15 protein-coding genes are annotated in these 22,717 nt (G+C 52.3%); 6 read left to right on the top strand and 9 right to left on the bottom strand.

Annotated elements, in window-relative coordinates; all coding sequences use genetic code 11:
- Positions 1-120: 120 nt before the first annotated feature.
- Together tsf and rpsB are read right to left on the bottom strand one after the other, a co-directional pair.
- On the bottom strand, positions 121-972 hold the full coding sequence (gene tsf, locus IV04_RS11930) for a translation elongation factor Ts (RefSeq protein ID WP_037403749.1): 852 nt from the start codon (positions 970-972) through the stop codon (positions 121-123).
- Between the two features lie 118 nt (positions 973-1,090).
- Positions 1,091-1,816 (bottom strand): 30S ribosomal protein S2, encoded by a 726-nt coding sequence (rpsB, locus tag IV04_RS11935; RefSeq protein ID WP_037403746.1) that lies wholly within the window; start codon positions 1,814-1,816, stop codon positions 1,091-1,093.
- Positions 1,817-2,164: 348 nt separating this feature from the next.
- Between rpsB and map the strand changes: the two genes are divergently transcribed.
- The 5 genes from map (at position 2,165) to IV04_RS11960 (ending at position 8,296) form a co-directional block, all read left to right on the top strand.
- A complete protein-coding gene (map, locus tag IV04_RS11940) occupies positions 2,165-2,962 on the top strand; it encodes a type I methionyl aminopeptidase (protein WP_037403745.1) in 798 nt (265 codons plus the stop codon).
- 58 nt (positions 2,963-3,020) lie between these two features.
- Positions 3,021-5,699 carry a bifunctional uridylyltransferase/uridylyl-removing protein GlnD gene (gene glnD, locus IV04_RS11945; protein WP_037403743.1) on the top strand — a complete coding sequence of 893 codons (2,679 nt, stop codon included), beginning with the start codon at positions 3,021-3,023 and terminating at the stop codon, positions 5,697-5,699.
- Between the two features lie 240 nt (positions 5,700-5,939).
- Positions 5,940-6,764, top strand: coding sequence for a 2,3,4,5-tetrahydropyridine-2,6-dicarboxylate N-succinyltransferase (gene dapD / locus IV04_RS11950; RefSeq protein ID WP_037403742.1), 825 nt, complete (start codon positions 5,940-5,942; stop codon positions 6,762-6,764).
- 189 nt (positions 6,765-6,953) lie between these two features.
- Positions 6,954-7,343, top strand: coding sequence for a DUF3461 family protein (locus tag IV04_RS11955; RefSeq protein WP_037403741.1), 390 nt, complete (start codon positions 6,954-6,956; stop codon positions 7,341-7,343).
- 218 nt (positions 7,344-7,561) lie between these two features.
- Complete coding sequence (locus IV04_RS11960) at positions 7,562-8,296, top strand: 6-phosphogluconolactonase (protein ID WP_037403740.1); 735 nt, start codon at positions 7,562-7,564, stop codon at positions 8,294-8,296.
- Positions 8,297-8,337: 41 nt separating this feature from the next.
- Here the strand turns inward: IV04_RS11960 and IV04_RS11965 are convergent, their stop codons facing one another.
- The 5 genes from IV04_RS11965 to IV04_RS11985 all read right to left on the bottom strand — a co-directional run bounded on the left by IV04_RS11965 (position 8,338) and on the right by IV04_RS11985 (position 12,383).
- Positions 8,338-8,787: a flavodoxin gene (locus IV04_RS11965; protein WP_037403738.1), complete on the bottom strand. Its 450-nt coding sequence runs from the start codon at positions 8,785-8,787 to the stop codon at positions 8,338-8,340.
- A 45-nt stretch (positions 8,788-8,832) separates the two neighbouring features.
- Positions 8,833-9,600: a tRNA pseudouridine(65) synthase TruC gene (gene truC / locus IV04_RS11970; protein WP_037403737.1), complete on the bottom strand. Its 768-nt coding sequence runs from the start codon at positions 9,598-9,600 to the stop codon at positions 8,833-8,835.
- A gap of 17 nt (positions 9,601-9,617) precedes the next feature.
- Entirely contained in the window at positions 9,618-10,031 is a 414-nt protein-coding gene (locus IV04_RS11975) for an Exc2 family lipoprotein (RefSeq protein ID WP_037403736.1), read from the bottom strand.
- Between the two features lie 87 nt (positions 10,032-10,118).
- Positions 10,119-11,738: a SulP family inorganic anion transporter gene (locus IV04_RS11980; RefSeq protein ID WP_037403734.1), complete on the bottom strand. Its 1,620-nt coding sequence runs from the start codon at positions 11,736-11,738 to the stop codon at positions 10,119-10,121.
- A 159-nt stretch (positions 11,739-11,897) separates the two neighbouring features.
- Positions 11,898-12,383 carry a hypothetical protein gene (locus IV04_RS11985; RefSeq protein WP_037403733.1) on the bottom strand — a complete coding sequence of 162 codons (486 nt, stop codon included), beginning with the start codon at positions 12,381-12,383 and terminating at the stop codon, positions 11,898-11,900.
- A gap of 523 nt (positions 12,384-12,906) precedes the next feature.
- Here IV04_RS11985 and IV04_RS11990 point away from each other — a divergent pair.
- Positions 12,907-14,193, top strand: coding sequence for an alpha/beta fold hydrolase (locus IV04_RS11990; protein ID WP_037403732.1), 1,287 nt, complete (start codon positions 12,907-12,909; stop codon positions 14,191-14,193).
- Positions 14,194-14,243: 50 nt separating this feature from the next.
- Here IV04_RS11990 and pbpC read toward each other — a convergent pair whose 3' ends face one another.
- Positions 14,244-16,610, bottom strand: coding sequence for a penicillin-binding protein 1C (gene pbpC / locus IV04_RS11995; protein ID WP_037403731.1), 2,367 nt, complete (start codon positions 16,608-16,610; stop codon positions 14,244-14,246).
- Positions 16,611-16,669: 59 nt separating this feature from the next.
- The gene (locus IV04_RS12000) at positions 16,670-22,660 is read right to left on the bottom strand and encodes an alpha-2-macroglobulin (RefSeq protein ID WP_037403730.1); all 5,991 of its coding nucleotides are present in this window, start codon (positions 22,658-22,660) and stop codon (positions 16,670-16,672) included.
- Positions 22,661-22,717 lie beyond the last annotated feature (57 nt).

The following is a 22,717-nucleotide window of genomic DNA, read 5'->3' on the forward strand; positions in this document are numbered from 1 at the left end:
TATTGGGGGTTTCAACCGACACGTTGCGCCTGTGCTGAGTATAACTGCACAACGCCCGCCATCGGATTATCTCTGGCTGGATAAAATGGAACCGCCTGACGGCGGCTCCATTAACAGGCATTAAGACTGTTTGCTCATTGCAGCAACTTCAGCAGCAAAGTCAGTTTCAACTTTCTCGATGCCTTCACCCACTTCGAAGCGGATGAAATTGATGACGTCAGCGTTGTGCTCTTTCAGCAGTTGACCAACGGTTTTAGCAGGATCCATCACGAAAGGCTGACCGGTCAGAGAAACTTCGCCGGTGAATTTCTTCATGCGGCCTTCAACCATTTTCTCTGCGATTTCTTTCGGCTTGCCAGACTGCATGGCGATGTCCAACTGAACCTGGTACTCTTTTTCTACCACTTCAGCAGAGACATCTTCAGGCTTCACGAACTCAGGCTTGCTTGCTGCAACGTGCATCGCCAGCTGTTTAACCAGCTCTTCGTCAGCACCTTTAGCCGCCACCAATACACCGATACGTGCGCCGTGCAGGTAGCTCCCCAGCACTTCGCCTTCCAGAGCAGCCACGCGGCGGATATTGATGTTCTCACCAATTTTTGCCACCAGCTCTACGCGCTCGTCTTCAAACTGTGCTTTCAGCACTTCAACATCGGTGATTTTGCCTGCAACAGCCGCATCCAGCACTTTGTTAGCGAAAGCCTGGAAGCCACCGTCTTTAGCTACGAAGTCAGTCTGGCAGTTAACTTCCAGAATCATGCCGTAGTTGCCTTCAATCTTGGTTTTGATCACGCCGTCAGCAGCCACGTTGCCTGCTTTTTTCGCCGCTTTGATCGCACCAGACTTACGCATATTTTCGATAGCCAGCTCGATGTCGCCGTTAGATTCAACCAGCGCCTTCTTGCATTCCATCATACCTGCGGCAGTACGCTCACGCAGTTCTTTTACCAGGGCAGCGGTAATATCAGCCATTTCTTTTTCCTCGGTTATCTCACGTGGAGACAGTTCTCATTCAGATAAGCAAAGGGGGCCTTTAAAGGCCCCCCTAACCAACATATGTCAATACCTGGTTAATAAGGGCTAGACCTTATTATTCAGCTTCTACGAAGCTTTCTTCCGCCTGAACGGCCAGATCTTGAGAACGACCTTCACGGACGGCGGTAGCAACAGCAGTCAGGTACAATTTGATTGCACGGATTGCGTCGTCGTTACCAGGGATAATGAAGTCAACGCCGTCTGGATCGGAGTTGGTATCAACGATAGAGAATACCGGGATACCCAGGTTGTTGGCTTCTTTGATCGCGATGTGTTCGTGATCGGCATCGATAACAAACAGAGCGTCTGGCAGACCACCCATGTCCTTGATACCACCCAGAGAGTTTTCCAGCTTTTCCAATTCACGAGTACGCATCAGCGCTTCTTTCTTGGTCAGCTTGTCAAAGGTGCCGTCTTGGGACTGGATTTCCAGGTCTTTCAAACGTTTGATTGACTGACGAACGGTTTTCCAGTTAGTCAGCATGCCGCCCAACCAGCGATGGTTCACAAAGAACTGATCGCAGCTGTTGGCATATTCTTTTACCGCTTCGCTTGCTGCGCGCTTGGTACCAACGAACAGGATCTTACCTTTACGGGAAGAGATCTTGGTCAGTTCAGCCAGTGCTGCGTTGGCCATTGGTACAGTTTTTTCCAGGTTGATGATGTGAACTTTGTTACGAGCGCCGAAGATGAAAGGCTTCATTTTCGGGTTCCAGTAACGGGTCTGGTGACCAAAGTGTACACCAGCCTGGAGCATGTCGCGCATGGAAACAGTTGCCATGATTAAACCTCTATAGATTGATTGGGGTTATGCCTCCACGTATCCCATTACGCCGACCCAAGAGTGATAATTTCACCTCAGGCACCCCGGCAAATGTGTCGATACGTGTGTGTTATTTACACAATGTGAGTGCAGTTAAAGTATTTCGGTCAAGCCCGTACACCTTATAAGGACGAAGTACGGATCTGCCGGCGCGCTTTATACCATAAACACGCCTCTGACACCAACATTTGTTGCGTTCACACCGCCGTTTCGAAATCAAATTTGGCAGCCTCTGGCCGGGCTGATACCATAAGTCCAAGCCTTTCCTTAATACTGTCGACGATAAGACACCTGCGGACTAATTTCATGGCAATCTCAATTAAAACACCTGATGACATCCAAAAAATGCGCGTAGCAGGCCGTCTGGCTGCTGAAGTGCTGGAAATCATCGAACCACACGTCAAACCTGGTGTGACTACCGGCGAACTGGATCGAATCTGTCACGATTACATCACTAACGAACAGCAGGCTATCTCTGCCTGCCTCGGCTATCACGGCTTCCCGAAATCCGTCTGTATCTCGGTGAATGAAGTGGTCTGCCACGGCATCCCGAGTGACGAAAAAGTGCTGAAAGACGGTGATATCGTCAACATCGATGTTACCGTGATCAAAGATGGTTTCCACGGTGATACCTCCAAGATGTTTATCGTTGGCACTCCCACCATTCTGGGTGAGCGTCTTTGCCGTATCACACAGGAAAGCCTGTATCTGGCGTTGAAAATGGTTAAACCCGGTATCCGCTTGCGTACTCTGGGTAAAGCCATCCAACAGTATGTCGAAGCCGAGAAATTCTCGGTCGTGCGCGAATATTGCGGCCATGGCATTGGTGAGGTGTTCCACGAAGAACCTCAGGTGTTGCACTACGATGCGGATGATGGCGGCGTTGTGCTGCAGGCCGGTATGGCTTTCACCATCGAACCGATGGTCAATGCCGGGGATTACCGCATCCGCACCATGAAAGACGGTTGGACGGTAAAAACTAAGGATCGCAGCTTGTCGGCACAGTATGAGCATACTATTGTGGTCACAGATAACGGCTGCGAAATAATGACGTTGCGCAAGGATGACACCATCCCCAACATCATTACGCACGAACAACAGTAAGCACTGCTGTTTCTTGTCACAAGCCGGCTGATGCCGGCTTTTTTATGGGCTGTGAATCATGTCTGAAAACTATCGTGAGCAAGACACATCGGTCAATCTGCAGCAAACATTGCCAAAGCAGCCAGAATCCCCCAACACCTATGTTGATGCGGAACTCAATTGTGTCGCACTCAAACAGCATCTCGAACACTTTCAACAATGGTTAGCGGCGGCCTTTAATGCCGGTTCCGATGCTGAAAGCCTGGTGATTGCGCGCAGTGAATTCATTGACCGGCTACTGTGCCGCTTGTGGGTATTCTACGGTTTTGAAAATATCCCAGAAACAGCGCTGGTAGCCGTTGGCGGTTATGGCCGTGGCGAATTGCACCCGCTTTCCGACATTGATGTACTGGTGCTCAGTCAATCCCCCCTGAGTGATGAACAGGCGGCCCGTATCGGTGAATTAATTACCTTACTATGGGATCTGAAGCTGGAAGTCGGCCACAGCGTGCGCACCTTAGAAGAGTGCCTGCTGGAAGGGCTGGCCGATTTAACGGTTGCCACCAACCTGATCGAATCACGCATGATCTGTGGCGACGTTGCGCTGTTCCTGCAAATGCAGAAACACATCTTCAGCGACGGTTTCTGGCTATCGCCGGACTTCTTCCACGCCAAAGTACTCGAGCAGCAGGAGCGCCATCAGCGTTATCACGGTACCAGCTATAACCTGGAGCCGGATATCAAAAGCAGCCCCGGCGGCCTGCGCGATATCCACACCTTATTGTGGGTAGCACGCCGCCACTTTGGCGCGACCTCGCTGGACGAAATGGTCGGTTTTGGCTTTCTGACCCAGGCCGAACGCAACGAGTTGAAAGAGTGTCAGAGCTTTCTGTGGCGCATCCGTTTTGCACTGCATCTGGTGCTATCACGCTACGACAACCGTCTGCTGTTCGATCGCCAGCTCAACGTGGCCCAGTTGTTGCGTTATGAAGGTGAAGGCAATGAACCCATAGAGCGTATGATGAAGGATTTCTACCGCGTGACGCGCCGCGTCAGCGAGTTGAATCACATGCTGTTGCAGTTGTTTGACGAAGCCATTCTGGCGCTGGATGCCACAGAAAAACCACGCCCGCTTAACGACGATTTCCAACTGCGTGGTGACTTGATCGATCTGCGCGACGAAACGCTGTTTATCCGCCAGCCAGAAGCTATTATGCGCATGTTTTACCTGATGGCGCGTAACCGCGAAATCAAGGGCATATACTCCACCACCGTGCGTCAGTTACGCCACGCACGCCGCCATCTGCAGCAGCCGCTGTGTAATATTCCCGAAGCCCGCGAGCTGTTTATGGCCATTCTGCGCCACCCCGGTGCAGTTTCGCGTGCACTGGTGCCAATGCATCGTCACAGCGTGCTTTGGGCTTATATGCCACTGTGGGGCAACATCGTCGGCCAGATGCAATTTGACCTGTTCCACGCTTACACCGTTGACGAACACACCATCCGCGTCCTGCAAAAATTGGAAAGCTTCGCCGACGAAGAGACACGCCCGCGCCATCCGTTGTGCGTCGAACTCTATCCCCGCCTGCCTCACCCCGAATTGTTACTGTTGGCAGCGCTATTCCACGATATTGCCAAAGGACGCGGCGGCGATCACTCCATTCTTGGTGCACAGGATGTGCTGGAATTCGCTGAGTTGCACGGCCTGAACTCCCGTGAAGCCCAGTTGGTTGCCTGGCTGGTGCGCTGCCACCTACTGATGTCGGTCACCGCTCAGCGGCGCGATATTCAGGATCCTAACGTGATCCAGCAATTCAGCAGCGAAGTGCAGAGTGAAACCCGACTGCGCTACCTGGTGTGCCTGACGGTCGCAGATATCTGCGCCACTAACGAAACCCTGTGGAACAGTTGGAAGCAAAGTCTGCTGCGCGAACTGTATTTCGCCACAGAGAAACAGCTGCGCCGTGGCATGCAAAACAGCCCGGACCTGCGTGAACGTGTGCGCCATCACCGCCTGCAAGCGCTGGCGTTGCTGCGCATGGATAACATCAATGAAGAAGCTCTGCACCGTATCTGGAGCCGTTGCCGCGCCGATTACTTTCTGCGCCATTCGCCAAATCAGCTAGCCTGGCATGCCCGCCATCTGTTAACGCACGACTCCACCAAACCCTTGGTATTGGTCAGCAAACAGGCGACACGAGGTGGGACCGAGATCTTTATCTGGAGCCCAGATCGCCCTTACCTGTTTGCTGCCGTCGTGGGTGAACTGGATCGGCGCAACCTCAGCGTGCACGACGCCCAGATCTTCACTAATCGTGACGGCATTGCCATGGACACCTTTATCGTGCTGGAACCCGACGGCAGCCCGCTGGCACAAGATCGTCACGCGGCGATCCGCCATGCGCTGGAACAGGCAATCACGCAGAGGGAATATCAACCACCGCGTGCACGCCGCCCTTCCTCTAAACTGCGCCATTTCAGCGTACCGACCGAGGTTAATTTCCTGCCGACCCATACCGATCGCCGCAGCTATCTGGAATTGATTGCGCTCGATCAACCTGGCCTGCTGGCGCGGGTCGGTGAAGTGTTTGCTTCATTGGGCCTGTCGCTGCACGGCGCACGCATCACCACTATTGGCGAGCGGGTTGAAGACTTATTTATTCTGGCCGACAGCGATCGGCGTGCTCTGAATCCAGAAACGCGCAGAAAGTTGGAACAACGGTTGACAGAGGCACTCAATCCAAACGATAAAATGTGATATACCCGGCATACTTCAAGTTGCAGGTGTGTTGGCTACGCGCACTCACCCCAGTCACCTACCTAAGTAGGCTCCTGGGGATTCGTTTGCTTGCCGCGTGACTCGGCCCAAATCTGGGCCTCGCCCCTTCGGGGCCAGCACGAATGCTGTTCAAAAACGCATTGCGTTTTTGTCCTGCAACTCGAATTATTTAGGGTATACAAGTAACCTTTCGTAACTAAAACCAGGACAGAGAACAGAATGCAGCAATTACAGAACGTTATTGAAAGCGCCTTCGAACGCCGTGCAGATATCACCCCGGCCAACGTAGACACCGTAACGCGTGAAGCGGTAAACCAAGTGATCGCCTTACTGGACAGCGGCGCTCTGCGCGTTGCCGAGAAGATTGATGGTCAGTGGGTAACCCATCAGTGGCTGAAAAAAGCCGTGCTGCTTTCTTTCCGCATCAACGACAACCGAGTGATGGACGGCGCGGAAACCCGTTATTACGACAAAGTACCGATGAAATTTGCCGATTACGACGAAGCACGTTTCCAGAAAGAAGGCTTCCGCGTGGTGCCACCGGCAACCGTCCGCCAAGGTGCTTTCATTGCCCGCAACACCGTGCTCATGCCGTCTTATGTCAACATTGGTGCTTACGTGGATGAAGGCACGATGGTTGATACCTGGGCCACCGTGGGTTCTTGCGCGCAGATCGGCAAAAACGTTCATCTGTCCGGCGGTGTCGGCATCGGTGGCGTGTTGGAGCCACTGCAGGCCAACCCAACCATTATCGAAGACAACTGCTTCATCGGCGCACGCTCAGAAGTGGTTGAAGGAGTGATCGTGGAAGAGGGTTCGGTAATCTCCATGGGCGTTTACCTGGGCCAAAGCACCCGTATTTATGACCGTGAAACTGGCGAAGTGCATTATGGCCGCGTGCCAGCAGGCTCAGTGGTCGTTTCCGGCAACCTGCCTTCCAAAGACGGTTCATACAGCCTGTACTGCGCAGTGATCGTGAAAAAAGTCGATGCCAAAACGCGCGCTAAAGTCGGGATTAATGAGTTGTTACGCACCATCGACTAATATTAAACAGCGGGGGAGCCAATCACCCGCTATTTTTTGCCTTCAACACGCGAACCGTCACAGTCTCTGGCGACAGTTTTCACTATCATTACCACAGTGAAACATGCTTGGTGAATCTCAATTCACAGTTAATATTACTGCCAATTGCAATAGCACCAGTATAAATTCCATTTAAAAGGTGACGCACCCATGTATGACAACCTGAAAAGCTTAGGCATCAATCAACCGGAAGATGTTGATCGCTACAGCCTGCGTCAAGAGGCTAATAACGACATTCTCAAGATTTACTTCCGTAAGGACAAAGGCGAGTTCTTTGCCAAAAGCGTTAAGTTCAAATATCCGCGCCAGCGTAAAACCGTGGTGGCAGACAATGCAGGCCAGGGTTACAAAGAAATCCACGAAATTAACCCTAATCTGCGCTACGTGATCGACGAGCTCGATCAACTCTGCCAACGCGATCAGATAGAAGTGGATCTGAAACGTAAAATTCTTGATGACCTACGCCATCTGGAGAACGTAGTTTCCCACAAGATTGCCGAGATTGAATCCGATCTGGAGAAACTCACTCGCGGTAAATAAACCCGGGAGCAGGCATTAAACTTGCCTGCTACTGAGTTCACATTTTGACTGTTCCCGGTGTGATAGGGTTAATGTGTCATCACGATAGGGTTGTTACTGCTTAGCAGGCAAAACCTAACTCTTTAACGTTTCCCAGGCTTTGTCTTGGGGAGCTGTTAGGGGGTTAGGTTTTTTTTGCTTTGCAGAACTCGCTAACTCGGGTCACACAAGGAAAACGCATGAAAATTGAAATATTTCCCGACCAAGAGCTGCTCATCTCGCAGGTAGCCAGTGATATTTTACGGGCGATGCGGGAGCGCCCACGCTTCAATTTTGCGCCAACCGGGGGGTCAACCCCCCTGCCTTTGTACCAGGCATTAACCCCACACCTGCGCAACGGCGAACAATATCACCACGTGCACTATTACACCCAGGATGAAGTGCCTTTTCATCCCTTTGAGAATGATAAAGGGGCCATTTATCAACTCTTGCAACGCCACCTGTTCGAACCTGCCAGAGTACCTGATGAACGTATTCACGCGCTAAACGGCAGCAATTACTCTCAAGCTGACCAACAGATAAAAGCCGCTGGAGGCCTCGATTTACTGCTGCTGGGGCTCGGCAGCGATGGGCATATCGCCGCCAATCTGCCCGGAACATCGTTTGACAGCGAAGCCCGCAGGATTGCCGTCGACCGTACCAATCCGCGGCTGATAGCGGCGCTGGCCAACGAAGTCGGCAGCAAGCAACGGGTTCCCGATGCTTATTTCTCGTTAGGGATAAAAACCCTCATGCAGGCTAAAAAGATCCTGCTCTTAGTCACTGGAGAGAAAAAAGCCGCGATACTGAAACAGGTGTTGGAAGGGCCGCTGACAGAAGCAATCCCAGCGTCAATACTGCGTTTGCATCCGGCATGTACCGTGTTCGCCGACTCCAACGCCGCACAACTGCTGAACGAACGCTACCCGCGTTAAACGCTACAGCGACACAAAACCACAGTCTGACTTGGGGTTTGTTATTTCAGCAATAAACCCCACTGCTCAACCCAAGGGCGGGATTCGGCTTCCGGTTCCGGTTGTTCCTGCGCATCGATTTCCAAAGTATCCCCTACACGCGTCGCACCTTGCTCTTGTAACAACGCGTCAAAAGCACGCCCACCGCCGCAGAAGCGATCATAGCTGCTGTCGCCGAGCGCAATCAGCCCATAATGCAACTCCGGTTGATAACCGACTTGATCGCGCAGGGCATGGAACAGCGGCGCGATGCTGTCTGGCAGGTCACCTTGCCCAGTAGTGGAAGTCACCACTAATGCATAGTGCTGGCGATATGGTTGCCAGTCCTCCAATGTTCCCTCTTCGAACAATTTAACTTCATGTCCCTGTGCTTTGAGGATATTTTCCGCTTCTTCCGCCACCAGCAGTGAATTACCGTAGATGGTTCCTACAAAAATACCAACCTGAGCCATGGCTCCTGCTCCCTTGATTTCTTTGCGATATGTTTTAAAAAACGATCAGTTATCCTGACCGTTAGCCAGGGGAAACTCAACCCCAGTAAACTCAGGGATTACGTCGAGCCAGCCAAACTGTGACATCAACTCTTGCCAAGTCGCGTCCCAAGGAGCAGAAATGTGCAGTTTTTCCCCCGTAACAGGATGCTGGAGTTGCAGATGGCTGGCGTGGAGCATCAGGCGCGCGCAGGCAAAATGCTGCGCCATGCCGCGATTCTGACGCAGATCGCCATGGGCGGTATCACCAATAATCGGATGACGGATATGCACCATATGGCGGCGTAGTTGATGTTTGCGCCCGGTTTCCGGCTTCAATTCAACCAGGCTGTAGCGCGAGGTGGCATAGCGGCCAATGGCCACCGGCATCTCGACCTTAGCTAAAGGCCGATAGTGGCTCACTGCGGGTTTTGGCGCTTTGTCTGGATCGGCGTGCTTGTCCGCCAGTTTATCCAGCTCCTCCGTCAACGCATAATCGATCGTCCCTGCCTCTGACACATAGCCACGAACCACTGCATGGTAGGTTTTCTGCACCTCATGCCGTTCAAACTGCTGCGAAAGTTGGCGTGCAACGTCACTGGACAGTGCCATCAGTAATACGCCAGAAGTGGGGCGATCGAGGCGATGTACGGTAAATACATGCTGGCCGATCTGATCGCGCACGGTTTGCATCACAAACTTTGTTTCATGGCGATCCAACCAGCTACGATGCACCAGCCAGCCTGCGGGTTTGTTTACAGCAATCAGATGTTCATCCTGATACAAAACCATCATCTAACACTATTCCCAATTCAAGACCGACCTTCGTAGCCATCCCAATAGGCAGCAACACCCGCATTCAACAAAATCTGACGCTGTTTCTGCGGGTTGTCTGCGGAATATTCGTGCTGCATAAATACGCTTTTCTGTTTCGACTCCTGCAGGAACTCAGCGCTGCGAAAATAGGCTTCTCGTTGCTCAGCCTGTTGGCGTGTAAGTCCTTTCGCTCGGTCGGCCTTCCCCATCTGATAGAACTGATCAAAGAAGGGGATAGCCTGCTTTATCGAGTCTGAAATACTCATACGAGTATTGGGATCAAAATGGGCTTGGTCCAACTGATAAACAGCACGCTTGGCATGGCGCTCTGGGCTACTCTGCGGGCTGGAGCAGGCGCTCAGACAGAGGGTTGTCAACAAAACCAGGGGACGAGGCACAGTAAAAACCATAACACTTCCTTGAAATAACCATTTAATTCATTGAAAAATATTGATTAATGATAAGCAGCCCATCTTATAAAGATACTCTCTTTTTTCCTAATCAAGCGGAACCAAATCCTCGAACCGTTCAAAGATTTTGTCTGTAGAGACCAAATTGGGGATCAGACCAATTCTTTCCAACATTCCTCGCGGTTGTGCCTGCAATGCGCAGAACATTATCTCAATCCCCTTTTGTCTGAGGCTGCTAATAGCATCCTCAAATGCATATAACCCGCTCTGGTCAATATAGGGCACATTTTCCATACGGAAAATCACGGTTTTAACCTCAGGCATTTCACGAATGATACGGTTAAAACCAAAGATAAAGCCAAAGAATATCGGGCCATCGAAATGTTGTATATAAACCTGTTCTTCATGCCCACGAAGCCATGCTTGTTCATCGGCCAGAACTCCCCGTTTATCCGTTGCTAACAGGTGTCCCTGCGATTTCTCTTCCGTCAGATCGCTCATCTGTTTCATAAACCACAGGGCGGCCATTACCATGCCAATCCCCACCGCCTGTAAGAGATCGACAAATACGGTGAGTAACGTCACACTCAGCATAATCACCACGTCTGCACGTGGGATGGAACGCAATCCTCTCAAACTACGGTAGTCGATAATCCCGATTCCTACCGTTATCAAAATCCCGGCCAGCACTGGCACAGGGATCAACCCTGCATATTTCCCAGCCCCTAACAGGATAAACAACAGGATCACGCCATGCGTTATTCCCGAAAGACGTGAATGACCACCGGAACGAATATTGACCACCGTTCTAATGGTTGCTCCTGCTCCTGGCAGGCCGCCAAATAACCCCGCCACCGCATTACCGATCCCCTGACCAATCAATTCGCGATTGGAGTTATGTTGGGTACGCGTCATGTTATCGGCCACGACGGAAGTCAGCAAAGAGTCGATGGCTCCTAAACTGGCCAACGTTAGTGCAGTAAAAATGATAATGGCAGGATCATGCCACTCGATCTCGAAAAAGGCGCTCAGATGCAGTTTCGGCAACCCTTGTGGTATATCGCCAATGGTAGGAACCTGCAGTTTTAACAGGATTGACAATAAAGTGAAAAGTATCAAAGCGACCAGCGTAGCCGGGATAGTCTTGGTGATCTTCGGGAACAGATAAATGGTCGCGATAGTGCCTGCTGCCAAAAATAGCGCCTGCAGATTGATCTTCCCAATAGCGCCCCCCAACGACAACAGAGTAGCCAGCGGTGAACCGGGTGAAGATAACCCCATAAGGGGAAATAGCTGTGTGATAATAATAATCAGACCGATACCACTCATAAATCCAGAGATAACAGGGTAAGGCATGTAACGGATGTACTGCCCCACTCGCAGCATCCCCATGAAAATCTGTAAAACCCCAGCCAGAACAAAGGTTACCACTATCGAAGGGAGAGCCGCTTCCAGTGAACCAAAGTAGGCAATCTCTGCGGCTACAATAGCGCTGGATACCACGGTCATCGGCCCTGTTGGGCCGCTGATCTGCGTGCGAGTGCCGCCGAACAGTGCAGCCAGAATGCCAAGTGCAATAGCGCCATAAAGCCCGGCCACCGGCCCCATGCCCGACTGTACGCCAAAGGCCAATGCCAATGGCAAAGCAACGATCGCGGCAGTCAAGCCACCAAAAAGGTCGCCAGAAAAACCTTTGTTCATATTCATAAATCTGCCCCTCAGCTGGCTCCGTAAAATCATCTACGGGCGAATAAAAGCTGTAGTCATTATATTTTTTGACCGATGCGTTGGCTCTCTGGATTCTTTACTCCCCCATAGGGCTTCGTCCTTCGGAGCCGCAGCAGCCCGTCGATAATATTAAAAGTATTATTTAGCCGGAGGGGTAAAAGGCAGTGCTGATTTATGTGCGCATAGGCGCAACTGACCATCTACACAACGACGGAAAACAAATGTCTTATCCACCTTCACTTCTTCGTTATTCTCACTAATCAGATAAACGTTACCCATAGTAATTGCGATGTCACCATGGATCTGAATACCGTTTTCTGCAGCATTATTGTCGAACCAGACCTTTTGCCAAACCTTTAACGCAAAACCCGCATCATCAGGATAATCAGGATTACCACCGACAAAGTAGGAAATAGCGCCCTCACGGCTACAGCGAAACGTTTTGGCTCCGTGTGCCAAGGTCGGTTTGAAGAACACGACCCCATCTTGGTAATCGTATAGGGTATCTACAACGATTTCAGCGGCCTGGCGATAATCGCCCCCCTGACGATAGATAGCCCCAATTCTCACCAAACCATCACACCAGTCCTGTTGTGCCTGATTGACCTGCGCTTCTGTAATCATGGCTTGCTCCACTTGTTGTCATTATTGTTGATATGTATACCCGTCATATTTCAATATAATATCGCCGATGCCAAATGCCAGGTATCCCACACCACAAAACCGATGGGTTCGCGCAGCATGGGGGCTGGCTCTGAAAGCTATCGTCAATATTGTGATGGCGATCGTTTTACATGGTATTAACGTACTAGCACAAATCCATCTTCACGAGTTATGTTCATATCTTTATGTTCGGACTCGTTTGCTAAAACTTCACCTCTAGTTGCCAGTAAAACCATACATATACCCAAAATAATTCGAGTTGCTTGTAGGCGGCAACTGAGTGAAGCCCTAGGAGAATAGATAACTATGTGACTAGGGTGAGCGAGGAAAGCCAACACCCAAGCAATTTGAAGTATGACGGGTATAAAGCAAACCAAACGAGACTGAGCTTTTAGCCAGGTAAATCTGTTAGTTATGAAAACATTACCCTTAACATCGCAGGCAAAACAGAAGAGTGGGAAAAGAACAAACAGAGGAAGAAATCATGACTGTTGAACGAGAGTATTTGCTGCCAGCCATTTGGGTTCGTGAACATGTTATCCAAGTCCCTCTAAAATGGTTTGACGACCAGGACACCCGCACTATTGAAGTTTTTGCCCGCGAACTGGTGGACCCTACACGTCGTGAAGAACCACTACCCTGCCTGCTGTTTCTGCAAGGGGGGCCCGGCGGGAAAAGTCCACGCCCCACCGCGCGCACCAGTTGGATCGCCGAAGCGCTGAAAACTTACCGGGTGATCTTGCTCGATCAGCGCGGAACCGGGCGCAGCAGCCGGGTGGAAGGCAAGAGCCTGGCCGGGCTCACTGACGTTCAAGCTGCCGATTATCTCTCCTGTTTCCGCGCGGATTCGATTGTGGCTGATGCCGAGTATCTCCGCAAAAACTGCTTTGGCGACCGCCCCTGGAGCACGCTTGGGCAAAGTTACGGCGGATTTATCACACTGACCTACCTTTCTCAGGCACCAGAAGGATTGCATACCTGTTTTATGACCGGTGGCCTTGCCAGCCTCCAACCAGACGCTGATCAGGTTTATGCACATACCTACCCGCAGGTGGTAGCGAAAAACCGGATTTTCTATCAACGCTATCCGCACCTTGAAGAACAGATAGGCAAGATCGCCGATAAGCTTGAGCAAGAAGAGGTGTTGCTGCCCGATGGCGACCGCCTGACGGTCAAACGCCTGCAAAGCCTGGGGATCGATCTTGGCATGAGCGAAGGCTATGAGCGGCTGTTGTGGCTATTTGACGAGGCCTTTAACCCTGACGGGCAATTCAGCGATACTTTCCTGTCACAGGTAATGTCACTCACCAGTTACGCAGAAAACCCGCTGTTTGCTGTATTGCATGAAAGTATTTACGCACAGGATAAAGCCACCAATTGGGCGGCACAGCGCCTGCGGCATAATTTCGATGCCTTTGCCGAAGAATGTCGGCCACTCTACCTGACCGGTGAGATGATCTACCCTTGGATGTTTACCGAGATTGCGGCCCTGCGCCCGTTCAATGATGCCGTCAAGCTATTAGCCGAACGCCGAGTCTGGTCACCGCTGTATAACAGCGAGCGTTTGCGCGAGAACCAGGTACCGGTGTTCGCTGCAGTTTACTTCAGCGATATGTACGTCGATGTGCGGCTGTCGCTCGAAACCGCACAACAGGTGGGCAATCTGACCCCCTGGATCACCAATGAGTATGAGCACAATGGTTTGCGCGTCGGTAACGTCTTTGGTCACCTGCAAAATATGGCGCAGCAGGCCGGAGTTCTTTGCGTATAACAGCAAGCCCCGGTGCAGCGCAAGGGGAATGCCTCCTTGCGCTGCACCGATCAATTTACCAGTTCAATGGTTATTACCCGGCTATCCGCGCGCCCACGATCGTCTACCGCCCTGATACGATACTGGCCGTTATTGATTGGCCTCCAGTCGATCGCCGTTTTGCTGGCACTGCTGCCAAGATAAATATCATCCACAAACCAATACACCGTTTTACTGTCTGCATCGGTAACGGCATTAAAGGCTATTTTGTCTCGCCCCTGCTGCGATTGCCGTAGCGTATACGTGGTATTCTTCAACGGTGACGTAATGCGTGGCGGGTTACCGCTAATGACAACCTCGTTATCCTTACAACGGTTCACCGGAGGAGCACGTTTCGGCAACCCCGCCTGAGCAAACACGTTTGCCAAATCGGAAGGCCAAAACTCAAACACCTCGGTGCGGGTTTGCGTTTCATCATAAGGAGGGCAAGCCACCTCACCGCTGTGAATATCCAGCACCAGCGGGCGGTAAACGGTATCCACCTTAATCGGTGATTTACCGGGGATAAACCAGGTTTTGCCTTTTTGTTGACACCACGGCGTAGGTAAATTGCCGCTGGCCAGACAGATGTCCACCCGTTTAAGCCGCTTTGGCAGCGGACGCGGCGGTTCCTGTAATGCCGGGTAGCTTGCATTCACACTGTCGATAATATTAAAAAACAGCGGTGCAGCGGCATCAGCGCCAACAAAGACGTTGTTGCCTTTACTGTCGAAATTCCCTTCCCAAACCACCAGCACATAGGGGCCGAAAATCCCCACGCTCCAGGCGTCCCGGAATCCCCACGACGTGCCGGTTTTCCAATAGACCGGCAGCGAAGAAGAACGTTGTGCCAGGGTATCGCCGGGCCGCCGATGCTGGCGCAGCATATCCAAGGTGATAAAACTGGCCTCTTCACTGAGCAACCGCACCGCTTGAGGGGAAGCATCGCTCTTTTGCATACGCAAAGGGCGTAGCGTGCCGCGATTCGCCAACAATGCGTACAGCTTTGCCAGCTCCTGCGCCGTAACTTCACCTCCACCTAATACCAGCGATAACCCGTAGTGGTTTTCACTGGCCATGTTAGCAATGCCAGACAGGCGTAAAAACTGATAAAACGTCGGCTGCCGCAACTGTGATGCGACATACACTGCCGGAATATTGCGGCTGAAATTGAGGGCATCCGTGGCGGTGACCGGCCCCAGAAAGCGACGATCAAAGTTCTCTGGCGCATAGGCCCCAAAAGACGAAGGCACGTCTTTCAGAATGGTCATCGGGTGCAATACCCCCTGCTCCATACCCAGCGCATAAATAAACGGTTTGAGCGTCGATCCCGGTGAACGTTTGGCATTGGTGCCATTCACCTGCCCCTGGATCTCGCGGTTGTAATAATCGGCAGAACCTACCAGCGCCCGCACTGCCATATCGCGGCTATCCACCAGCAATACCGAAGCATTATGGATCCCCCGGCTCTGATTACGGGCTATAAACGCATTTACCTGCTTTTCAATCAGCCGCTGCAGGCCGACATCCAGCGTGGTATCAATACGGGTATCGCGTTGAACCAGTTGCTGATTCTGTTGGCGCAATTGTTCGATAAAATGCGGAGCAATGTAGGGCATCTGCTCTGGCTGGCGTAACGCAAGCGGTAGCTGGAATAAAGCGTTCTGGCTGCTGTCGGTGGCATAAACCCCTTGCCAGCGCTGGAACAGGCGATTGCGCGCCTGAGTCAGAGCACTGCCCAGCACGCCGGTTTTCGGGTCGATACGGTAACTGGGGGACTGTGGCAAAACCGCAAGCGTCAGCGCCTCCGGCAAAGTCAGATCTTGCGGTGCTTTAGCGAAATAAATCAGGCTGGCGGCACCGATGCTTTCAATATTGCGGCCATAGGGAGCGTAATTCAGGTAGGCCTCTAAAATATCATGCTTGGAATAGCTGAGCTCTAACTGCACGGCGCGCACTACTTGCCTCAATTTACCGCCTGGAGTGCGGGTATTCAGGTGCCAATGCATACGCGCCAGTTGCATGGCGATCGTTGAGCCCCCCTGCATTTTGCCCCCGGCTACATAGCTGCGCCAGAAACCACGCACCAGGCTGACGGGGTTAAAGCCGGGGTTGTAATAGAACCAGCGGTCTTCATGCAGCAAAATACCGCGCACCACCAGCGGTGAAATCTGCTCCAGCGGTGTCCACAGACGATAACGATCGTCATTCGCCAACGTCACACGCATCAGCACGCCCTGGCGATCGTAATACACCGAAGAAAGAGGGACGCCTTGGGAAAGCGGCGGATGTGGCCACAGCCGCACGCCAAGAACCCCTAGCGCCAGCAGCACAAGCGCCATAGAAATATTCTGCAACCTGCGTTTGGCTACAGCAGAACAAGCCGGGAGGATTTTCATCGTTGACTCAGCACATCAGCCCCCGCCGCTGAACTGCGACAGGGGCTGATAATCGCTTATTAATTTTTAGCAGGCACAACAACCAGTTTACCGCTGCTGACCGATACGGCCTGTACTTCACGATCGTACATGGCTTCCCCATAAGCAGGAGGGATGACAAAGCTACCGGTATTGGTGGCTTTGATCTGATAAACAAACTCCTGCACATCGGTCGTCGCGCTACCGTAAATGATCACCCGATCTTCGCGGATATCGCTGTAATCCGGTGCCCAGGTGGAGCCTGATGCTGCCAGCGGCGATTGCCAGCCCGCATCCGCCTCATCATTGCCTTCGTCCTCTGATTCCTCCGGTGGTGGAGGCGTTTGCTGCACCACCTCAAACCCGCCAGGCAGCAGATCAACAATCGCCAGATTGTCCTGCCCCTCTTTCGAGTTGGCACGGATTTTCAGATGCACGTTGATTTTTTGCCCCAGCGTCACCTGCGTCAGCGGTTTACCTTGCTCATCGGTGTAATCACGGGTGATTTCCAGGCCGCGCGAAATCGCTTTCTGCGGCGCCGCAAGATCGTAACCGGCCTGCGTCACCACATACCAGGCTGGCGCATCACGGGTATTCTCAAAGTGGATAGCTTGGGCATCCGCAGTAAACTGCCCTTTGATAAACCGCCCTTCCAGCGCTGAAATGAGTTGTGGATCAACATCGCTACGCTTGCTGGTTTGTACGATCTTTAGCGTATCTGCCGAGGAAGACTGCGCCGTCACCTGCGCCGAGTAACTCTCCAGCGCCAGAATGCTCATGGCCGAAGAGTAAGTGGTATAGCGCTCTTCTCTCAGTGCCCTGACCATATTCTCCAGCACTTGCGGTGGTATGGCCGACACCTTTTCAGGGAAGTGACGGGTAATCAGATAGAGCCGCGTCGCGTCCTGCACCAACGGATCGAAATAATTCTGCGTCCACCAAGCCTTGTTATAGGCTTTGCTGAGCTGATTCCAGCTTGGCTGCAACAGGGCATTGGCTTCATCATCCATTTTTAACAGGCGATAAGACGAAGCCAGATACAATGCACTCAGATCGGCTTTCCAACTCTCCGGATACAGTTTCTGTAGCGTATCCTGCACCGCAGCCAACGAGTTGGTGGTGATTTCCCCTTGCAACGTCAGCAGGTAAACCGCCCAGGTACGCAAGCGCAAGTGGTACAGATCGTCATAACGGCTGGCAGCCAATTCACGCAGCGCGTCGTTAGCGTCATCCAGCATATCTGCCGGTAACGCATAGCCCGCTGCTTTGGCCTCCAGCAGATACTGCACCACATACGGTGTCACAAACGGATCGGTGTCCGGTGATGAGCGCCAGGCACCAATAGCGCCACTGTCATTCTGGCGGGAACGCAGTACGCCGAGCAGGTTTTTCAATTGTTTGCTGACTTCTGCCTGGCTCAGGCCGCTGTTCATTTCCGGGTGCTGGCCTTGCAGCATCAACGGAATTGAACGGCTGACTATCTGCTCCGAGCAATAATACGGATAATCCGCCAGATATTGTGCCAAACCGCTGGTCAGCACCAATGGCGAGTAAGAAACCGCCGCTCTGCGTTGCGCATAGGCGTCAAACATCTGGCGCAGGTTGTCGATATTCTGGCTACTGCCGTTCATCCGGCCCATCACCGACTGCGTGCGGTAAGGCATCGCCGGGCGCACCGAGGTGCTGATAGTGCGGCGGCTGGTTTTGTCACCATAGCGGGCATCGAACACTAACGGCGCATCACCGAGGGCCGATTTAGCTCGCAGGCGGAAGCTGACCACCCCTTCGCGTTTTTCGGCCAGCGACAGGCTGTGCTCCGCATTGCCTATCACTTCCAACTGTGGTGGCGGCGTCAACTGGATGCTCACCGCAACGGCCTGACCATTCAGCCCTTCAAGGTTATTACTGACCCCGACGCTGACATCAAATTCATCACCGGGAGCCACCATCGCAGGCACGTTCGGCGTCATGATGAAGTTATCCCGCACCGTCGCAGAAGTCTGCGCTTTGCCAATTTTGTCCGGCGTGACCGAAATAGCCATCACCCGAATCTTACCGTTGAAATAATCCGGCACCGGATAGTCGAACTGTTGCTCACCGTTCACTTCGGTAATCCCCGACCAGTAAGCAACCGGTTTGTCACGCTTACGTTTGAACGGATTCAGGTTGAGATCCAACCCTTCACCAGCATCACCGCCCGGGGCTGCCGTCAGCGCCATCAGTTTACTGAATTCCGGCAGGATCAAATCGAGGATTTGCGAGCTTTCCACTCTCAATTCCCGCTTGCGGAAGAAGTACTCTAACGGATCTTTCAGGCGGTAACGCGCCACCTGCAAGATCCCTTCATCCACGGCAAACAGCGCTACCTGCTGCGGGCCATCAGTTTTCACCGTCATCGCCAGATTCTCACCCGGCTTGATCACCGCCGGAGCCAGCACTTCAAGGTTGTTCTGCCTAGCACGAGTGCTGATTTTAAATGGCATCACGCCGTAGCTCAGCGGGCTCATAAAGATTTCACTGGAGTTCACATCACGCACAAACTGTACGTTGACATACCCGTTGCCCTCCATCCCGGCAGGCACCCGGATCTTTTGTACCGAACTGGTGGTATCGCTATGGAACCACTGCCAGCCATACACCCGATCTTTCTCGATGGTGATCAGGCCGCTGCCGGTATAAGGGGCGTTGATCGAGACTTCGATTTCTTCCCCTGGCTGGTATTCCGCCTGATTCAGTTTCAGCTTCAGTTCGGCATTACGATCCAGCGATCGGCTGAGGTTGGCATTGCCCGCCACGCTGTAGGCAACGCGATTGAGCACTTTGCCTTGCGCATCTTCAATCACCAGCACAAAGTCACCCGGTTTATCGGTGGCCAGCGTCAGATCGTTACCTTGTTCAGTCAGCGCCAGTGGCTGTTCGGCAAGCTGAACTTCTTTCATCTTGGACTGGTATTTGTAAACCCCGGACTCCTGCTTGGTAAGCACAGAAATATACCGTTGCTCAATCAACACCCGTTTCAGATCGGGTAATGCAATCTGCTGCAACGCGGGATCGACGGCAATCACGTTCAGGTGACGCACCGCATCACGGTTGATATAGCCTAAATCCCCGTCCGATTTCACCCCGATCAGGTAATCATAAGGTGACACCAACACCCGCGCAGTGGCAGCAACAGAACGCCCACCACCGGCAACAAACGCCTCAGACAACAACTGCAGTTGGTAAGTCGCATCCGCATAGGACTTCAGATCCAGCGGAATATTCGCCACACCCTGTTCATTGGTCGTTCTCTCTTCCAGCTCGGTTTCAAAACCGTCACTGTTCTGGCGGTTCTCGTAGAAGGTGTAATCAGGGAACCGATCGAAACTCGGATACATCGGCCTCAGCGTCAACGTTGAAGTGACTCGGCGATCTTGCGCTGGCGTGCCGAACAGATTCTGCACATCAATGTTCGCTTGCAATTCAGAGGGTTTCACCCATCCTTGCTGGCGATTCGGCGTCAATTCCAGCTTCACTTTCAACTGATCGGGCTCAAACTCTTTCACATTCACTGCGGTATGACCAAGCAGCGCCGTTGTGTCATTATTCTTGCCGACCAAATACAGATAGACGTTCCATTCCCCCGTAGGCGCGTTCTCGTCAGTGGTATAGCTCAATTCGTTGAAACCGCTGCTGCCGAGAGTCAGCGGCACCGTGGTCATCAACTTGTCGCGCGGATCGCGGATCTCGGCACGCACCGGTACACCGGCAAGAGCCACACTCCAATCAGCAGCGCGGGTGATCAGGCCGATATTGAAGGTATCCCCTGGCCGATAAACGCCCCGGTCAGAGAACAGGTAACTGTTCAAAGTGCGCGGATCGACCGGCGTTTCTTCCCCCGCAATATCAAAACGTGAGAAATCCAACCCACGATCGTTATAGTCACCGGTTGGCAGGAAGGAGACATCACCTTCTTTTTCTACCAGGAACATCACCGGTTTACGTTCGTTGGTATACACATCCAAGGCCGGGAAGCGCACATGCCCATTAGCATCGGTCGTTTGGCTGAGCAATGCAGTACCATTTTTGGCAATCACCGAGACTTTGGCATTATTTACCGGTGCTCCACTGTGGATCGACTGCACAAACACATCGCGCGTTTTATCCTGAGAGCGCTTGGCTATAATCCCCAGATCGGTCACGACGACAAAGCGTGAATCCCCTACGCTGGGCGCATCATCGCTTTCTTCTTCGCTCTGATCGCTCTCTTCTTCTTCCGCAGCCTGTGGCTGTTTTTTCACCTCCGGCTGCCATTCCGACAGCGTCAGCAAAAATACACCACGGTGGGAGTCCGGGCTGGTGGAAAGATAACGCGAAAGATCGATCCCCTGATAATTCACTTCGCCCGGCTTATCATTGTTGATTACCGTCTGGTATTGGAAGTGCTCGGTAAAATATTCGTCATTGAGTTGGTTAAACTGCGCCGAAGAGTATTCACTGCTTTTGAAAGAGACAATGTGTTGTAACTGGCTCGGGATCACCCGTTTGATGTCTAAACGCAGGCCCGGTACGTTACGGGCTGCAACGCTGATCTGTTTATCACCGTTAACCGACAGCAACGCCCCCTGCGACATAAACTGCAAAGACTTCGGATAATCGGGCACTTCGACAATGCGATAAACCTTTTCCGGCATTTTATAACCACCGGATGAAGTCATCAGGGCATCAATCTCTATCAGCATAAAGCGGTGGGCTGGTGCATCAAACTTAAAGCTGAACTGCGGCTGATAGCTTTCTTCCGCCTCGTTAAGCGTGAGGTTCAACGGCGTTGACTGCGCGAGTACGCTATTGTCAACGCTCTGGACATCCCAGCGATAAAATTGATTTGGCTCCTGATCGGCCTCAGAATCGTCAGGATCATGCTGCGGCAGTAACCAGGCTTTGACGGCACGCCCGACATCGCTATCTCTCACCGCGTCGCTGAACGCCACAATCAGCGCTCGCTGGCCTTGAGCTCCATCAGCATCCACTACCTGCGCATTAACCTCCTTCACTGCCAAGCTGTACAACGTTGGCACGGCGACCCGGTTATCTTTAGTCTCCGTAGTGGCATTACCAGGCACCACGGATTTAACCCCTTGGCCGATAGTGAGATGCACCGAGCCACCGTGATCCAGCGCTTTCAGCGGTTGCGAATGCACCCAGGCGTTCAGTTTTTTCTCGTCATAGACCAAAGAGAAATTCAGCTGCTGTTCCGATTTGGCCTTAGCTTCCGTCAGCCCCAGCGCGAGCTGCTTTTCGAAGCTCGCCACATCAACAGGCGCATTGAATTTTACGTTAAAGATAGCGCTACGTTTTTGTGGATCTTGTGGGTCTTGATAGTATTCGGCTTTCCCCAACTGATAACCAAACGCTGGCACGCTAAAGCTGTAGCGCGTGTCGTTGAGCTTAATTTGTGGAGCAAGTAAAACGGCAGGCTCGAGCTTAATCTCGTATTTCGCGCCCATCGGTAACGGATTTTTCGGTGTGAAGACCAGAGTCCAGGCATTACGCCATTGCCATTGCCCCTCTGTGGCCGGGCTAAGCGTAATCCCTTTTTCTACGGCTTTGCCAACATCGGTCAGCGGAGCAACCGAATTGCGGAAAGCGAGAACCACTTCCTGCCTAGTGGGCTTCGCCAAGGCATAATTGATCGGTTCGGGGTCGGCAACCTTCACGCTGGTTTCCTGATATACCATAGGTGCCGGTTCGAGCGGTTGTGGCCGATTCAACCACCAGTTCCAACCGTAAAATGCCCCACCGACTGCGCACAGCAATACCAATAGCGACAAGCTGATGGCTTTTGGATAGTTGTCCACCCCGCGTTCCAAGCACAGAAAACCGCGCCTCAACCCACCTGACAGCGCCACGATCCAAGCGGGAGCATTCCAGTTAACGTTACCGACTACCGGCTTGAGCAACCGCCCCAGTAACCCCAGGATCAGTGCCAATAAGCGAAATACGCCTTTTATCAACGTAAAAGGCAGACGAAGGATGAACTTTAATAAATCCATTATTGCAGCACCTTATGATCCCTGAAAACGCCCAAGCAACTTGAAGTATAACGGGTA

The sequence above is a fragment of the Serratia sp. Ag1 genome (assembly GCF_000743355.1).
Lineage (GTDB): Bacteria > Pseudomonadota > Gammaproteobacteria > Enterobacterales > Enterobacteriaceae > Chania.

Excerpts from the sequence above, each read along its gene's own strand:
- tsf (WP_037403749.1), bottom strand. The coding sequence starts at position 972 with ATGGCTGATATTACCGCTGCCCTGGTAAAAGAACTGCGTGAGCGTACT.
- rpsB (WP_037403746.1), bottom strand. The coding sequence starts at position 1,816 with ATGGCAACTGTTTCCATGCGCGACATGCTCCAGGCTGGTGTACACTTT.
- map (WP_037403745.1), top strand. The coding sequence starts at position 2,165 with ATGGCAATCTCAATTAAAACACCTGATGACATCCAAAAAATGCGCGTA.
- glnD (WP_037403743.1), top strand. The coding sequence starts at position 3,021 with ATGTCTGAAAACTATCGTGAGCAAGACACATCGGTCAATCTGCAGCAA.
- dapD (WP_037403742.1), top strand. The coding sequence starts at position 5,940 with ATGCAGCAATTACAGAACGTTATTGAAAGCGCCTTCGAACGCCGTGCA.
- IV04_RS11955 (WP_037403741.1), top strand. The coding sequence starts at position 6,954 with ATGTATGACAACCTGAAAAGCTTAGGCATCAATCAACCGGAAGATGTT.
- IV04_RS11960 (WP_037403740.1), top strand. The coding sequence starts at position 7,562 with ATGAAAATTGAAATATTTCCCGACCAAGAGCTGCTCATCTCGCAGGTA.
- IV04_RS11965 (WP_037403738.1), bottom strand. The coding sequence starts at position 8,787 with ATGGCTCAGGTTGGTATTTTTGTAGGAACCATCTACGGTAATTCACTG.
- truC (WP_037403737.1), bottom strand. The coding sequence starts at position 9,600 with ATGATGGTTTTGTATCAGGATGAACATCTGATTGCTGTAAACAAACCC.
- IV04_RS11975 (WP_037403736.1), bottom strand. The coding sequence starts at position 10,031 with ATGGTTTTTACTGTGCCTCGTCCCCTGGTTTTGTTGACAACCCTCTGT.
- IV04_RS11980 (WP_037403734.1), bottom strand. The coding sequence starts at position 11,738 with ATGAATATGAACAAAGGTTTTTCTGGCGACCTTTTTGGTGGCTTGACT.
- IV04_RS11985 (WP_037403733.1), bottom strand. The coding sequence starts at position 12,383 with ATGATTACAGAAGCGCAGGTCAATCAGGCACAACAGGACTGGTGTGAT.
- IV04_RS11990 (WP_037403732.1), top strand. The coding sequence starts at position 12,907 with ATGACTGTTGAACGAGAGTATTTGCTGCCAGCCATTTGGGTTCGTGAA.
- pbpC (WP_037403731.1), bottom strand. The coding sequence starts at position 16,610 with ATGAAAATCCTCCCGGCTTGTTCTGCTGTAGCCAAACGCAGGTTGCAG.
- IV04_RS12000 (WP_037403730.1), bottom strand. The coding sequence starts at position 22,660 with ATGGATTTATTAAAGTTCATCCTTCGTCTGCCTTTTACGTTGATAAAA.